Source organism: Microcoleus sp. D3_18a_C4, assembly GCF_036702415.1.
Taxonomy (GTDB): Bacteria; Cyanobacteriota; Cyanobacteriia; order Cyanobacteriales; family Microcoleaceae; genus Microcoleus.
Map to the genome: position 1 here is coordinate 51,707 of NZ_JAUBTI010000001.1, position 12,970 is coordinate 64,676.

Here is a 12,970-nt window from a genome sequence, read left to right on the forward strand (position 1 = left end):
AGTTCAAAGTGTTGATTTCTGGATTTTAGGGTAAACTGGTTTGGAGATAAATATCCAAATTATTTGAAATTACAGCTAATTTTATCGTTGGTTAATGGCTGCAATTCAAGAGTAAGGCACACACTTTCAATAAATTCTATTTTGATGGGTTTCCCTTGGGATAACTCACTAATTTTTTTGGGGAGTTCATCTTCTAGGAGCATACAGATATCGGGGTCTAAAAAAACTTTTAGTTTTTCTTCACCAATTTCTATTGAGACTGGGCGATCGCATTCAAAGCAAAATAGTTTCAAACCTAATTCAAAATGCGAAAGTTCTCCTAATGAGTCATCGGGTGCGTCAGCATATTGTTCGCAATTAGGTTTTTCTAACTGGATTGTAAAATTGATATAGTTATTCATTTTCATCGCTCCTATCTAATGAGGACAGCGTAGCATCATTGAGAACAGGATAAGCAGATTTGAATGTTCCATCTGGTTTCGTTTTAATAAAAGCATGGGTAACATTTTCAATTATTTTCCCATCGGGATAGTGAACTTTCCCAATAGAACGCTTAAAATTTATAATGTAACAACCGGGATATTTCGGTGTCACTTGTTCAGCTTTTACCCAGCCTTGAGCATTTAGCCACTGGCCTTGAGGCAGTTTTTTGGATGCCGCCCTGCCTCTAAAATTAAGGGGTTTCAGTTTGGGGTCATGATGGCGATCGATATGATCGTAGGCTTTGATGGATTTTGGATTATGCCACTGAGGTTCTACTCCACTGCCTGTCCAGTCACAACCACTTCCTACTTCAATCGTTTGGTCTATTATATCCTGTTCTATAACTTGTGGAGTGTCTTCAGAAGTATCTCTGCCATTATTCAAAATAAGTGGTTTACTCCTAAATGGTATGCGATTGATGATTATACCATTAACTAATTTTAGGAGGTCGATCGCACTTTTGGACAGGAAGGGCGATCGCTCATCCTGAGAGCGGCTTACATCTTATTTGATAGGTTTAATTTCGGCTATTGGCCGATCGTCTTGCAAGAGTACCAAGATATTCCCATCTTGGATGAGTTTAAGAAAGCTCGACAGATCCCTCTGAATTTCATCAATATTAATGTCGATCGCAGTTGCGCTGGAAATAACTGACTCAGCATGGGAAGATAAAGGAGGGGATTCATTAGCGGCTATTTCGCGCAGCAAATGCGTACATAAATCCCGATTTTGAGAATCTGTAGAATGTAACATCTGGCTATATAAATTCCGGGCTAAATCCTGATTGAGGATTCCATAAATTAGAATCATTGTCCATTCTTTAGCATTAACAATCATCCGGTCTATGCTATCAATAAACGCCTGCAACTGGTCTTTGAGTTCAAAAGACTCCATAAAATGAATGAGACCATACATGACTTCATGTTGTTCGCATCTGTCATCTAAAACCAGATAGAGTTCTGGCAAATATTCGCTGTTAAGATGTAGGGCAAGTTCGGCTAAAGCGTATCCAAAACTCATCACTTCCTCATTAGAGCGCATAAATTTATTAGCATTTAATGTTTCTATTAATTGAGTAACGTTCATCTTATTTCTCCCACTTTCTCAAAATTACCCTACCATGCCAGCTTGTAGTGAAAAAGGGTTTGCTATTTTAATTAAATCATGGAAGATTACTTGGGGTGAATGGGAAGCGATCGCACTTTTGGAGCTTAAGGGCGATCGCTCTGATTCTAAACTTGTCTGAAGACGAGATTAGAAAATAATGATATTAGCCGCCGTCAGAGGTTGAGTGTGAAGCACTTGGATCGTATTCCCAGGACTGAGAGTGATCCGAGAAAACAGGGCTCCAGTAAAAGTATTGGGGCCATTGAAGAAGTTTCCACTAGCAGCAAAAGCAGCCGCTCCGTCACTAAAACCAAGACTAGCAGCTAGCTGTATCTTGTCATCAGCCACAACAAAATCACTGATATTATCTTGACCATTAGCATCACCAAATACAAAAGTATCCTGACCATCACCACCAGTAAGGTTGTCATTGCCAGCACTTCCAATCAAGCTATCATTGCCACTGCCGCCGATGAGGATATCATTACCATCACCACCGACGAGGATATCATTGCCACCGCCACCATTGCTCGTATCATTGCCACCACCTCCAATCAGGCTATCATTACCAGCGACACCGTAAATGCGATCGTTACCGCCTAAACCGTTGAGAGTATCAGGCAAATCTGTGCCAATGACGTTATCATCTCCCTCAGTTGCAGTGGTTGGTGTTGAATCTTGAGCCGTAAATCCGTCAAATTTGTAGCCAATATCTGCCAACAGTGACAAGTCAACCTTAGTGGGGATTTGTAACCCTGCACCGCCGCCGTCACCTAGAAGAGATGGCAAACCACCACTGCTCACAATACTGATTAAATGAGATAAGTCAGGAGCGGGTTTAAGAGGCAAAGGATTACCCCCATTAGCAGCCCTGGCATTAGGGCCGTCAAAAGAGCTTCCATTTATTCGCGCATTGAAAGCTGGTGATCCATTAGTAAACCCCAGTGCGTGTTGTAACTCATGGGCGGCACTGATAAAAAGGCTGGTAACACCACCGCCAGGGCCAGGAGTGCCCGGTTCGCTGGGAGTGTCAGTAAAATCAAATGGCGTTGAATCGACTACATAGGGGATATTGATATCAAATGCAATGCTCCCTACAAAAGGTTCGTAATTTACTCCGTCGATTCGATCGCGGAAAGCTTTTGGATCGGAATACCCGTAAGTTATCCCCGCAGCATTGATAGGACCAGCGCCTACAAAGATCAGGAAATCGTCAATTTCCCGATCTAAAACCACAGTCTCTATCTCTTTTGTAGAAGGATTCTGCACAGAAAGTTTAGTGCCAACGGGAATGTTTTCAAATTCATCTTGAATGACAGATTCCCAGTAGGTAGCTGCGGATTCCAAAACAGCTTGACGGTTGGGGTTATTCTTGAAAAACCCAGTCGTATCAAACCGATAGTCGAATTCAATGTTAAAAGTGCTCACAAAAGAAGGGGCACTGGCGCGACCTTCAACTTTACCTACAGTTTCGTAGTGTTCCAAAGCATTTTTTACGCTCCTAGTAGAAATAGCCTTGGTTGCATCGTAATTCATCATTAGATAGAATTTTTCATCAAACGCTGTCGGTTTTACACGTGCAGGTGTCGGAGTCGTCACAGGCGTCGGAGTCGTCACAGGCGTCGGCGTCGTCACAGGCGTCGGAGTCGTCACAGGTGTCGGCGTTGTGACAGGTGTCGGAGTCGTCACAGGTGTCGGAGTCGTCACAGGTGTCGGAGTCGTCACAGGCGTCGGAGTCGTCACAGGCGTCGGCGTAGTCACAGGCGTCGGAGTCGTCACAGGCGTCGGCGTAGTCACAGGCGTCGGAGTCGTCACAGGCGTCGGAGTCGTCACAGGCGTCGGCGTTGTGACAGGTGTCGGCGCAGGTGTCGGAGTCGTCACAGGTGTCGGCGTTGTGACAGGTGTCGGAGTCGTCACAGGTGTCGGCGTTGTGACAGGCGTCGTCACAGGTGTCGTCACAGGTGTCGTCACAGGCGTCGGAGTCGTTGCACTTGGGGTGATTGAAGGCTTCGGCTCCGGTGTCGGAGTCGTCACAGGTGTCGGCGCAGGCGTCGGAGTCGTCACAGGCGCAGGCGTAGGAGTCGGCGCAGGTGTCGGCGCAGGTGTCGGTGCAGGCGTCGGAGTCGTCACAGGCGTCGGAGTCGGCAAAGGCGCAGGCGTCAGACTCACAATCTTGCTAGAATCAGCAATAGTCAATCTGGCGTCACCCTCCAAAACTGCCAAATATTGCCCTGTTAAGTCATCCTGAATAATCGTGTAGCCAGCATTAACCCCTGTGCCCACATAAATCTTGAGGTCATCAAAGGCAACATCGTTCCTTAACTGAATTACATCCTCACCCTCTGTATAATCAACAATCAAATCGGCATCCGAAAGCTCAGTACCCCCAGTATTTTTACCAATAAAAAAAGTGTCGTTACCATTCCCCCCAGTTAAGGTATCTGCTCCCTGATCTCCATAGAGAATGTCATTCCCCAAGTTGCCAAACAAGCTGTCATTGCCTTTACCACCGTAAACTGTATCGTTATCTATTCCGCCATCAACTGTATCCTCGCCTTCGTTGCCGTATATCAAGTTATCTCCAGCATTAGCAAATAGCCGATCGTCACCTTTGCCTCCGTAAACTGTATCGTTACCTTTGCCACCGTAGACGGTATCATTACCTTCATTACCGTATAGCTTGTCATCTCCTTGCTTCCCGTAGATTAAGTCGTCTCCATCACTGCCAAACACTAAGTCAGAGCCTTGTTGTCCAAATATTAAATCTGCATCGGGCGTGCCATTGAGAGTATCGTCAGCCAACGTTCCATTAATGTTCATGTTGCAATCTCAGTGTGAATACTAGATTTATCCCTATTCGAGCTACAAGTCTTTCTCCATCTCTGAAAAAATGACTTGCTAGCCTGTATTTTTAGATCCTGCGATCGCCCTAAATTTATGCGAAGTCAGGGATTTTCTATCGCAAAACTCTTGCATAGCAAAGCTTTCGTCGCGATCGCACTCACAAAGAACTCAGTCTGCAGAAGGCGCATTGCAGCCTCCCATTTATTTATCAGGGGCAAATCCAGAAAATTATGCAAAATCCCAGAAAATAAATTAAAAAAATTACTGGCAGTGGCCGAAACTAGAGTCAAAGCGAGAAACTTACCAAAGTTCAGCCTTACTCCCCTGTCGGGTCGCTAACTGTAGTCAGTGACGGCTAAAAAGCCCTCCCACAAAGGTTTTGACTTTTAAATTTCATTACTTGCGCTTTAGCATTCACTTATCATACGCTAGCGGAGTCTGGCAATAAACTGACACTCATCAGGAGTTATGTTAGAATTCCATCAGGAAATTTAGAGACACCCATCTATGGCATCCACAAACGATCGCTTCGTCGAAGCCGAAAGCCGCTGGGACTTAAAAACTCTGTACTCGGACTTGGCCGCCGTTAAGGGAAAGCCCCTCACCCCCGTAGAAAAGCTGCATCTGCGGGGGTTGCTTTGTGGCTACAGTCCCGCTGAAATCGCCGAAAAGCTGAAAAAGAATCCCAAGGGTGTTGAAACTGACCTGTGTGCCACTATTTATAAATACGTTAAAGCCTTTCTGGGTAAAGGCGTTGAAAAGATAGAAAATTGGAGAAATATTGCGGAATGGCTTGAGGATGCTGGATATAAAACTCAGTCGTCTGCTAAATTCCAAACCAAAGATTTATTACCGGAAAATAGTGTAGTTAATATAAGTAATATAAGTATTGAGAAAAATCAAATAGTAATTGTTTTCAAGCTGCAAATACCTACTTCACCAGATTCAGAACTCTCAATACAAAATCTAGACATCAACGATAACAACGGTAACTAAAATTTTGCCACAAATCAACAGATTGGTAGGGTGAAGCGACTAAAATCTGGAAGCGCGATCGCACCTTTACCCGATCGCGCGGGGCGATCGCACACTGCATTTCTCACAAAAGGGCGATCGCGCTTCTATTGTGCTATGATTCGATCGGAGCATCAGTGACTAAAAACAATAGCAAGAATTACCATTCAAATTCGCGACGAACTAGCGATTGCGATCGATAAATAGTAGTAGGTATTGCTAGTGCAATGTAACGCATCAGTCATAGATTAGAATAGAATAGAGACAAACGTGCAATCCCCCCGAACTGCAATAAAACAATAGCCAGCCGATCTTTACCTATGAGTATCACCCTCACCCCCGAACAAGAACAACTCATCCAAGCCCAACTCGCTAGCGGGCGCTATACCAACGTTACCGAAATCATTGCTGACGCGCTACGGCTGCTGGAAAAACGCGATCGATACAATCGCTGGGTAGAAGAAGTTTGCGCCAAAATCGACATCGCCGCCACACAACTCGATCGCGGTGAAGGAGTGGATGGTGAAACGGCGATCGCTCAAATTAGAGCCAAATTTCACAAAGCTCGATCGGTATAATCCCTGATGAGCCAATATATCATCTCACCTGAAGCGATTCGCGACCTTGACGAAATCGCAGACTATTTCGTCGCACGCAACGTTGAAGCAGGCGAACGATTCATCGATGAATTCACTAAAAAATGCCGCTACTTGACACAATTTCCTCTGATGGGACGCACTTATAGTCAACTTCGCCCCTACTTGCGCGGTATTCCTGTGCAAAACTACATTATCTTTTACCGCATCGCGAACGATGGAATTGAAATTATGAGAATTATCAGAGGCGATCGGGATTTAGAAGCTTTTTTTGAAGAGAATGGAGCATAGGTTAGGAATCAAATGACTGAAGAAGAACTCTGTAAGTTATATGAAAAAATTGACGCAGGTGTGAAAGTAGCAATTGCCGAAGCATATGAAAAACACTGCAGACTAGGACAATCAATTAGTATCTGGCGTGATGGTAAAATCGTGACTATAACTGCTGCTGAGATTCCACCGCTATCCAATAACGACCCTATATAATTATAATTCCCGTCGTCTATTGTGCTACCATTCAATGAGAGCGTCAGTGAGTAAAAAAATGGCAACAATTACCCTTCAAATTCCCGACGAACTAGCACTGCGGCTAGATACTCTCAAAGATGAGTTACCACAGATTTTGATGCTGGGATTGAGGGAAGTCGAAGCCAATCCTTCAAGCGGATTTTCGGGGCTAACGAAGATATTAGAATTTATAGCAAGTTTACCCTCGCCACAAGAAATATTAGCCCTGCGTTTATCCGACGATCTTCAAGCTGAAATCGATACTTTATTAGAGAAAAATCGCACAGAAGGACTCACGCCGATGGAGCAGCGTTTGTGGCAGCAATACGAATTTGTCGAACATTTAGTACGCATTGCCAAAGCGCAAGCCCTGCTGAAACTGAGCGAGGCAGCATGAGTAAAACCTACGTTTCAGCTAGTCTGCGACGAATGGTATGCGATCGCGCCAACGGATACTGCGAATATTGTTTAATCCCAGAAACACTCGCCCTCTCGTCTCATCAAATAGACCATATCATTGCAGAAAAACACAGTGGCGAAACAGTAGAAAATAATCTGGCTTTGTCTTGCTCAATTTGTAACAAAAATAAAGGCAGCAACATTGCCTCGATCGATCCAGAAACAGATGAAGTGGTTCGACTTTACAACCCTCGAAAAGATAGCTGGGAAGACCATTTTCAACTTCAAACTGAAAGTGGTACAATCGAACCTCTAACTGCGATCGGTCGAGTCACTGTGCGTTTATTGCAGGTTAATCGTGCAGAATGTCTGACCGAACGTAAGCTATCGATCAAAATTCGATCGTTAACAAAACCCAATTAAGCGATCGTGTTCAAGCCACACCATAACCTCTATATTGAATTTGATCTAGAAGACTATGAGTAAAAGTTGAAACGCAATTATGCCAAATATTTACATTATTGGCGGCCCTAATGGTTCAGGCAAAACGACAGTTTCCCTGAGATTGTTACCTGATTTTTTAGAATGTTTTGAATATGTCAATGCAGATGCGATCGCCGCCGGGATGTCCCAATTCAATCCAGAGTCAGTCGCCATCCTCGCAGGACGCTTAATGATACAAAGACTGCGGACTTTATCAGACTCTGGCACTGATTTCGCTTTCGAGACAACTTTAGCAGCTCGTAACTTTGCTCGATTCTTGAGCAACTGTAAAACCAAAGGCTACACAATCAACCTGATTTACTTCTGGCTGCAATCCCCAGAAATGGCAATTGAACGGGTGCAACAACGGGTGGAAAGTGGTGGACATTCTATTCCGGAAGATGTCATCCGCAGGCGATACGATCGCGGACGCAGAAACTTAACTTCATTATACTTACCATTGTGCGATAGCTGGATAGTCTATGATAATTCTAGAGATACTATCCGACTAATTGCTGAAGGAAGTGCGGAAGGGGAAACCCTAATCTCTGACCGTGAAACTTGGAATCGCATTATAAATTAGTAAAATGACTGAAAAAAGACTTGTCAAGTTATCCGATCGCATTGACGCAGGTGTCAAAGCAGCCATCGCCGAAGCAATTGAAAAACACCGCAGACTAGGACAATCGATTAGAATCTGGCGTGACGGAAAAATCGTGACTTTAACTGCTGCTGAGATTCCACCCAGAGCAGACAGCGATACTGCTTTTTAGCCTTGAGAAATCGGGTTGTTTACGGAAATACTTCATTGACGCTTTAACAGTCGCGAACAACCCGGTTTTTTGGGTATTTATGCGTAAACCCTTACATAACTAAACACAGAAGCTAGCGCATAACAAACAACCAATAATCCTTAACTCAAAACAGAATTATTGTCAACAGTATTTTTGCGGAAATATTAAAAGTTAAATAAAAATTGCTACCCACATTTGCGAATTATAGCACTTTGTTCAAAGTATTGGCAAATGCTAAGTTAATTAAAGATTTGATGAAAGAGACGCAGAAGTGTTTACATTGGCGATCGCAATTTTGTTATTCTATTAGTAAGTTTCATTCGAGCGACTGAATTTTTGTACTCCAGTCCTACCCCTAAACAGAACGGCAGTTTCCACAATGAGAATTTTAGTCACAGGCGGCGCGGGTTTCCTCGGTTCCCACCTAATCGATCGCTTAATGGCCCAAGGACATGAGGTAGTCTGCCTAGATAATTTTTACACCGGTACTAAACGCAATATCCTCAAATGGCTAGACAACCCGTATTTTGAGCTGATCCGCCACGACATCACCGAACCGATTCGGTTAGAGGTAGATCAGATTTACCATCTGGCTTGTCCCGCTTCCCCAATACACTATCAGTACAACCCTGTCAAGACAATTAAAACAAACGTCATCGGTACGATGAATATGTTGGGATTGGCTAAACGGGTAAAAGCAAGATTCTTTCTGGCTTCCACTTCCGAAGTGTACGGAGATCCTGACGTACATCCACAAACAGAAGATTATCGCGGCAACGTTAATTGTATCGGGATCAGATCGTGTTACGACGAAGGGAAGCGAGTAGCTGAAACCCTATCTTTTGATTACCACCGTCAAAATGGTGTAGACATTCGAGTTGTGCGAATCTTCAATACCTATGGCCCGCGGATGTTGGAAAATGACGGCAGAGTAGTCAGCAATTTTATTGCTCAAGCTTTGCGGAATCAACCGCTGACAGTATACGGCGACGGTTCCCAAACGCGGAGTTTCTGCTACGTTTCTGATTTGGTGGAAGGATTTATTCGTTTGATGAATAGCGACAAAATCGGGCCGATGAATTTGGGGAATCCCGGCGAATACACTATATTGGAACTGGCACAAAAAATTCAAAACACGATTAATCCAGGGGCAGAAATTATCTTTAAACCGCTGCCGGAAGACGATCCAAAACAGCGACAACCGGATATTACTCGTGCTAAAACTTGGTTGGGGTGGGAGCCAACTGTGCCGCTGGATCGAGGTTTAGAGTTGACTATAAAGGATTTTCGCGATCGCATCGAGGGAAACCAAAAGTAGAGAGTGAGGATTTGTAGGGGCAAACCCCCCGTGGTTGCCCCAGAGATTGGTAGGGGCAAACCCCCCGTGGTTGCCCTCGCTAGGGGTATGCACGGGGAGTAGGGGTAGCACTACCCCTACAAGCTGTTTTTTCCTTCTCTCCTAGATAACTAAAGCCTTCTCCGTTCTTCCTTCTTGTTTCAACATCCCATCTGATTTATTTACCAACTTTGAGGACATTTGTATGCAGGTTTGTGTCATCGGTACAGGATATGTTGGCTTAGTCACCGGCACTTGTTTGGCCCACATCGGCCACCACGTGATTTGCGTAGACAACAACGAAGAAAAAGTTAAATTAATGAAGTCGGGACAGTCGCCTATTTTTGAACCTGGACTGTCTGAATTAATGTCCTCTGCATCTGCGTCGGGCAATCTAGAATTTACTTCGGATTTAGCAGCAGGAGTGTCTCACGGGGATATTTTGTTTATTGCCGTGGGGACGCCTCCTTTGCCTACTGGGGAAAGCGATACTCGCTACGTGGAAGCGGTTGCTCGTGGAATTGGAGCTCACCTCGACGGCGATTACAAAGTAATCGTAAACAAATCTACAGTGCCCATCGGTTCCGGGGACTGGGTGCGAAGAATTGTACTAGACGGTTTAGCAGAACGTCAAAAACCTCACAGCGGTGACGAGGTTACTGGTGAGGAAGTAGCAGCAAACAAAGGTGTTCAATTTGATGTGGTTAGCAACCCGGAGTTTTTGCGGGAGGGCTGTGCTGTTTTCGATACTTTTAATCCCGATCGCATTGTTCTCGGCAGCAATTCTCGGCGGGCTATGGATATGATGCTACAGTTATACCGGCCGATTGTCGATCGCAAGTTCGCAGAAAATCCGTCTTTGCCGGAAGTTCCTGTGGTGATGACTGATATCAGTTCAGCGGAGATGATTAAGTACGCAGCTAATGCTTTTTTGGCTACGAAGATTAGCTTTATTAATGAAGTTGCTAATATTTGCGATCGCGTCGGTGCAGATGTTACTCAAGTGTCCCGAGGTATCGGTTTAGATTCACGGATTGGCAACAAGTTTCTGCAAGCTGGCATTGGTTGGGGCGGTTCTTGTTTCCCCAAAGATGTCTCGGCTTTAGTTCACACTGCTGACGATTACGGTTACGAGGCGCATTTGCTGAAAGCGGCAGTGGAAGTTAACCAACGCCAGCGTTTCATTGCTATTGAAAAGTTGCAGCACGTTTTGAAGATTCTCAAAGGTAAAACTATCGGACTTTTGGGTTTGACTTTCAAGCCGGATACTGACGATTTGCGGGATGCTCCAGCGCTGATTTTAATCGAGAGTTTGAATCGGTTGGGAGCGAAAGTTAAAGCTTACGATCCGATTGTTTCTCAAACTGGGATGCGTCACGGTTTGTCGGGAGTTTTGGTAGAAACTGACCCGGAAAGGTTGGCAGACGGTTGCGATGCTTTGGTGTTGGTGACTGACTGGGAACAGTTCCGCAATTTAGATTACGAGAAAATGGCGAAGTTGATGGATCATGCGGTGATGATTGATGGCCGCAATTTCTTAGACAAGAAGGCTTTAGAAGCGGCTGGTTTCCAATATGTGGGGATTGGAAGGTAAAGAAGAGTTTTGAGTAGAATCTCAATTTCGTAGGGTGCGCCGAAGCGCACCTTACATTTATCTTGCTGGTGGCCAACAATTGCCGGTTTACCCGCCCCGCCTGCTCTAAAAATTTTCCATCAATGTTTTTTCTTGAACGTAAACATCTCGTAGCTGTTGCAGCGCTGAGGCAGAAATTACCGATTTAACTGTAGCTACTAATTTACCCCACTCAAGCAAGCTGTCAACTGAAACAGCCGCTTTGAAGTTGTACGTATAGAATTTAGTCCAAAATTCGGGTGCTTGTGTCCGTTTCCAGCGTTTGTACCAGGCGACAAAATCTTGAGCACAGGGCCGTTTTACTTCTAAGATAGGGGGGAAATCGGCGTAGCTGACAAATCGACTCAGGCCTTTGGCATGAACGTACACCACGTTGTGGCAGCATTCGATCCGGTATATCTGTTCCGGTGATATGTTGAACAGGAGTGCTACTGTTTCTTCGGTGACAAATCTCGATCGCGGATTGACGATCGACGATTTGTGAATAATTTTTGATTCGCCGATCGCTGACGATCTTAACTGATTCTCTGATATCATTGGAGTTGCATCTGGTTGTGGTAGCTAAATCTATCTCTGCTAAGTGCGATCGACAGAAATTATCTGTCGGGATTAATTTTAACTGGTGTTCGTCTTTAGTTTCGTTGACTCCGCCGCAAAACGGAGACAATCCGCGACTTCTGCCATGAGAGGCGCAAAATTTTCGACCAACGTTCAAGCTCCCAGATTCATCTTTAGAGTTAATCTAAAATCTAAAATCTAAAATCTAAAATCGAATGACCGGGGCGATCGCTTTTTGATATATTATACTAAATCCAAAATTTTGTAAATAGTGAATATGAGCAAAGGCTTAGTCAGATTGCGGGTTCGAGAGTTGGCTGCCGAGAAGGGATGGACGCTCAAGGAAGTTGCGGAGCGATCGGGCGTGGGCTACAGTACGATTAGCAATTATGCCCGTTCTCAGGGGATGGCAATGGTTGACTTTGCTGCAGTCCACAAGCTGGCTCGCACCTTTGATGTGATGATTGAGGATTTCGTGGTAATCCTCGAAAAGTAGGTGCTGTTTGGCGATCGAGTTTTGTTTTGCGCTCGACCTTTTGGTGTAGATTATTGACCAATAGGCGTTTGTGACCAGAAGTCTTCCCGCCAAGTAAATAAGACTTGTTCTTCAGCTTGCCTAAATTCAATGTTGAAGCGATCGAACACGACTTCTCGGCCTAAAAGCAATTGTTCTCCACCTGTATTGGTTTGCAACCAGGCGACGGGAGCAATAAAACCGTGTCCGTCAATAGTCATTTCAACATTGCGGATTACATACTCAACTCTTCCGCCTACAGTTTCTGCCAATAACGAAGATTCTGCATCAGCTAAAGCAAATCCTAAGTCTTGACCAAGTTTAAAGGAAATTAAACTCTGTTCAGCGCCGGAATCTACTAACATAGTTGTAGAAATTTCTACATCTCTATGCTTCATTTTAACATGATAGTTGGGCTGCCAATTATGGCGAGAAACTGTCCGAAAGCGAATAGATAAAATTTGAATAGAAGCAGTGGAACGGGGAACCAAATAAATTGCATAAAGCTCTCCAGAAGCTTGAGCTAAATCCAAAATTTCCCGCAAATTTTCACTGTGAGCGATTAATCGATCGGCGTTGTAAGCAACATATTGATTGCGATAGAAATCTAATAAATCCAGTCGATTGCGGTTGAGCCACTTTAGCATCTCGCGACTTTGTTCTTTCGAGGGTGTATTAGTCATAAATTTGGGGATTATTATG

Annotated in this window: 19 protein-coding genes; 13 read left to right on the plus strand and 6 right to left on the minus strand. The window is 44.4% G+C overall.

What is annotated here, in order from left to right; genetic code table 11:
* Positions 1-59 precede the first annotated feature (59 nt).
* The 3 genes from QUB16_RS00270 to QUB16_RS00280 all read right to left on the minus strand — a co-directional run bounded on the left by QUB16_RS00270 (position 60) and on the right by QUB16_RS00280 (position 1,569).
* The gene (locus QUB16_RS00270) at positions 60-401 is read right to left on the minus strand and encodes a hypothetical protein (RefSeq protein WP_333313201.1); all 342 of its coding nucleotides are present in this window, start codon (positions 399-401) and stop codon (positions 60-62) included.
* Positions 394-867, minus strand: a complete 474-nt coding sequence (locus QUB16_RS00275; RefSeq protein WP_333313203.1) for a hypothetical protein — start codon at positions 865-867, stop codon at positions 394-396. Before QUB16_RS00275 ends, QUB16_RS00270 begins: the two co-directional genes overlap by 8 nt.
* 120 nt (positions 868-987) lie before the next feature.
* The gene (locus QUB16_RS00280; RefSeq protein WP_333313205.1) at positions 988-1,569 is read right to left on the minus strand and encodes an Imm30 family immunity protein; all 582 of its coding nucleotides are present in this window, start codon (positions 1,567-1,569) and stop codon (positions 988-990) included.
* Positions 1,570-1,603: 34 nt separating this feature from the next.
* Between QUB16_RS00280 and QUB16_RS00285 the strand changes: the two genes are divergently transcribed.
* A complete protein-coding gene (locus tag QUB16_RS00285) occupies positions 1,604-1,729 on the plus strand; it encodes a hypothetical protein (protein WP_333313207.1) in 126 nt (41 codons plus the stop codon).
* 8 nt (positions 1,730-1,737) lie between these two features.
* Here the strand turns inward: QUB16_RS00285 and QUB16_RS00290 are convergent, their stop codons facing one another.
* Complete coding sequence (locus QUB16_RS00290) at positions 1,738-4,410, minus strand: hypothetical protein (RefSeq protein WP_333313208.1); 2,673 nt, start codon at positions 4,408-4,410, stop codon at positions 1,738-1,740.
* Between the two features lie 531 nt (positions 4,411-4,941).
* Between QUB16_RS00290 and QUB16_RS00295 the strand changes: the two genes are divergently transcribed.
* The 11 genes from QUB16_RS00295 (at position 4,942) to QUB16_RS00345 (ending at position 11,157) form a co-directional block, all read left to right on the plus strand.
* Entirely contained in the window at positions 4,942-5,430 is a 489-nt protein-coding gene (locus QUB16_RS00295; protein WP_333313209.1) for a helix-turn-helix domain-containing protein, read from the plus strand.
* Positions 5,431-5,460: 30 nt separating this feature from the next.
* Positions 5,461-5,589: a hypothetical protein gene (locus QUB16_RS00300; RefSeq protein ID WP_333223213.1), complete on the plus strand. Its 129-nt coding sequence runs from the start codon at positions 5,461-5,463 to the stop codon at positions 5,587-5,589.
* A gap of 179 nt (positions 5,590-5,768) precedes the next feature.
* Positions 5,769-6,026, plus strand: a complete 258-nt coding sequence (locus tag QUB16_RS00305) for a type II toxin-antitoxin system ParD family antitoxin (RefSeq protein WP_333199092.1) — start codon at positions 5,769-5,771, stop codon at positions 6,024-6,026.
* Positions 6,027-6,032: 6 nt separating this feature from the next.
* Complete coding sequence (locus tag QUB16_RS00310) at positions 6,033-6,335, plus strand: type II toxin-antitoxin system RelE/ParE family toxin (protein WP_333223215.1); 303 nt, start codon at positions 6,033-6,035, stop codon at positions 6,333-6,335.
* A gap of 12 nt (positions 6,336-6,347) precedes the next feature.
* Entirely contained in the window at positions 6,348-6,530 is a 183-nt protein-coding gene (locus QUB16_RS00315; protein WP_333313212.1) for a hypothetical protein, read from the plus strand.
* Between the two features lie 58 nt (positions 6,531-6,588).
* On the plus strand, positions 6,589-6,948 hold the full coding sequence (locus QUB16_RS00320; protein WP_333199098.1) for a hypothetical protein: 360 nt from the start codon (positions 6,589-6,591) through the stop codon (positions 6,946-6,948).
* A complete protein-coding gene (locus QUB16_RS00325; RefSeq protein WP_333313213.1) occupies positions 6,945-7,373 on the plus strand; it encodes an HNH endonuclease signature motif containing protein in 429 nt (142 codons plus the stop codon). Before QUB16_RS00320 ends, QUB16_RS00325 begins: the two co-directional genes overlap by 4 nt.
* Before the next feature lie 79 nt (positions 7,374-7,452).
* Positions 7,453-8,016 (plus strand): zeta toxin family protein, encoded by a 564-nt coding sequence (locus QUB16_RS00330; protein WP_333313214.1) that lies wholly within the window; start codon positions 7,453-7,455, stop codon positions 8,014-8,016.
* A 4-nt stretch (positions 8,017-8,020) separates the two neighbouring features.
* A complete protein-coding gene (locus tag QUB16_RS00335; RefSeq protein WP_333280537.1) occupies positions 8,021-8,206 on the plus strand; it encodes a hypothetical protein in 186 nt (61 codons plus the stop codon).
* Between the two features lie 400 nt (positions 8,207-8,606).
* The gene (locus QUB16_RS00340; RefSeq protein ID WP_332984036.1) at positions 8,607-9,545 is read left to right on the plus strand and encodes a UDP-glucuronic acid decarboxylase family protein; all 939 of its coding nucleotides are present in this window, start codon (positions 8,607-8,609) and stop codon (positions 9,543-9,545) included.
* 223 nt (positions 9,546-9,768) lie between these two features.
* Positions 9,769-11,157: a UDP-glucose/GDP-mannose dehydrogenase family protein gene (locus tag QUB16_RS00345; protein ID WP_333313216.1), complete on the plus strand. Its 1,389-nt coding sequence runs from the start codon at positions 9,769-9,771 to the stop codon at positions 11,155-11,157.
* Between the two features lie 105 nt (positions 11,158-11,262).
* On the opposite strand, the gene QUB16_RS00350 is transcribed toward QUB16_RS00345, so the two are convergent.
* Entirely contained in the window at positions 11,263-11,733 is a 471-nt protein-coding gene (locus tag QUB16_RS00350) for a hypothetical protein (RefSeq protein ID WP_333313217.1), read from the minus strand.
* Positions 11,734-12,031: 298 nt separating this feature from the next.
* On the opposite strand from QUB16_RS00350, the gene QUB16_RS00355 reads away from it, so the two are divergent.
* Positions 12,032-12,250, plus strand: coding sequence for a helix-turn-helix domain-containing protein (locus tag QUB16_RS00355; RefSeq protein WP_006632503.1), 219 nt, complete (start codon positions 12,032-12,034; stop codon positions 12,248-12,250).
* A gap of 50 nt (positions 12,251-12,300) precedes the next feature.
* Here the strand turns inward: QUB16_RS00355 and QUB16_RS00360 are convergent, their stop codons facing one another.
* Positions 12,301-12,951 (minus strand): retropepsin-like domain-containing protein, encoded by a 651-nt coding sequence (locus QUB16_RS00360; RefSeq protein ID WP_333313219.1) that lies wholly within the window; start codon positions 12,949-12,951, stop codon positions 12,301-12,303.
* Between the last annotated feature and the right edge of the window lie 19 nt (positions 12,952-12,970).

What these genes read in the sequence shown, in the direction of transcription:
- QUB16_RS00270 (WP_333313201.1), bottom strand. Translation starts at nt 401, where the DNA reads ATGAATAACTATATCAATTTTACAATCCAGTTAGAAAAACCTAATTGC.
- QUB16_RS00280 (WP_333313205.1), bottom strand. Translation starts at nt 1,569, where the DNA reads ATGAACGTTACTCAATTAATAGAAACATTAAATGCTAATAAATTTATG.
- QUB16_RS00285 (WP_333313207.1), top strand. Translation starts at nt 1,604, where the DNA reads ATGCCAGCTTGTAGTGAAAAAGGGTTTGCTATTTTAATTAAATCATGG.
- QUB16_RS00290 (WP_333313208.1), bottom strand. Translation starts at nt 4,410, where the DNA reads ATGAACATTAATGGAACGTTGGCTGACGATACTCTCAATGGCACGCCC.
- QUB16_RS00295 (WP_333313209.1), top strand. Translation starts at nt 4,942, where the DNA reads ATGGCATCCACAAACGATCGCTTCGTCGAAGCCGAAAGCCGCTGGGAC.
- QUB16_RS00305 (WP_333199092.1), top strand. Translation starts at nt 5,769, where the DNA reads ATGAGTATCACCCTCACCCCCGAACAAGAACAACTCATCCAAGCCCAA.
- QUB16_RS00310 (WP_333223215.1), top strand. Translation starts at nt 6,033, where the DNA reads ATGAGCCAATATATCATCTCACCTGAAGCGATTCGCGACCTTGACGAA.
- QUB16_RS00315 (WP_333313212.1), top strand. Translation starts at nt 6,348, where the DNA reads ATGACTGAAGAAGAACTCTGTAAGTTATATGAAAAAATTGACGCAGGT.
- QUB16_RS00320 (WP_333199098.1), top strand. Translation starts at nt 6,589, where the DNA reads ATGGCAACAATTACCCTTCAAATTCCCGACGAACTAGCACTGCGGCTA.
- QUB16_RS00325 (WP_333313213.1), top strand. Translation starts at nt 6,945, where the DNA reads ATGAGTAAAACCTACGTTTCAGCTAGTCTGCGACGAATGGTATGCGAT.
- QUB16_RS00330 (WP_333313214.1), top strand. Translation starts at nt 7,453, where the DNA reads ATGCCAAATATTTACATTATTGGCGGCCCTAATGGTTCAGGCAAAACG.
- QUB16_RS00335 (WP_333280537.1), top strand. Translation starts at nt 8,021, where the DNA reads ATGACTGAAAAAAGACTTGTCAAGTTATCCGATCGCATTGACGCAGGT.
- QUB16_RS00340 (WP_332984036.1), top strand. Translation starts at nt 8,607, where the DNA reads ATGAGAATTTTAGTCACAGGCGGCGCGGGTTTCCTCGGTTCCCACCTA.
- QUB16_RS00345 (WP_333313216.1), top strand. Translation starts at nt 9,769, where the DNA reads ATGCAGGTTTGTGTCATCGGTACAGGATATGTTGGCTTAGTCACCGGC.
- QUB16_RS00350 (WP_333313217.1), bottom strand. Translation starts at nt 11,733, where the DNA reads ATGATATCAGAGAATCAGTTAAGATCGTCAGCGATCGGCGAATCAAAA.
- QUB16_RS00355 (WP_006632503.1), top strand. Translation starts at nt 12,032, where the DNA reads ATGAGCAAAGGCTTAGTCAGATTGCGGGTTCGAGAGTTGGCTGCCGAG.
- QUB16_RS00360 (WP_333313219.1), bottom strand. Translation starts at nt 12,951, where the DNA reads ATGACTAATACACCCTCGAAAGAACAAAGTCGCGAGATGCTAAAGTGG.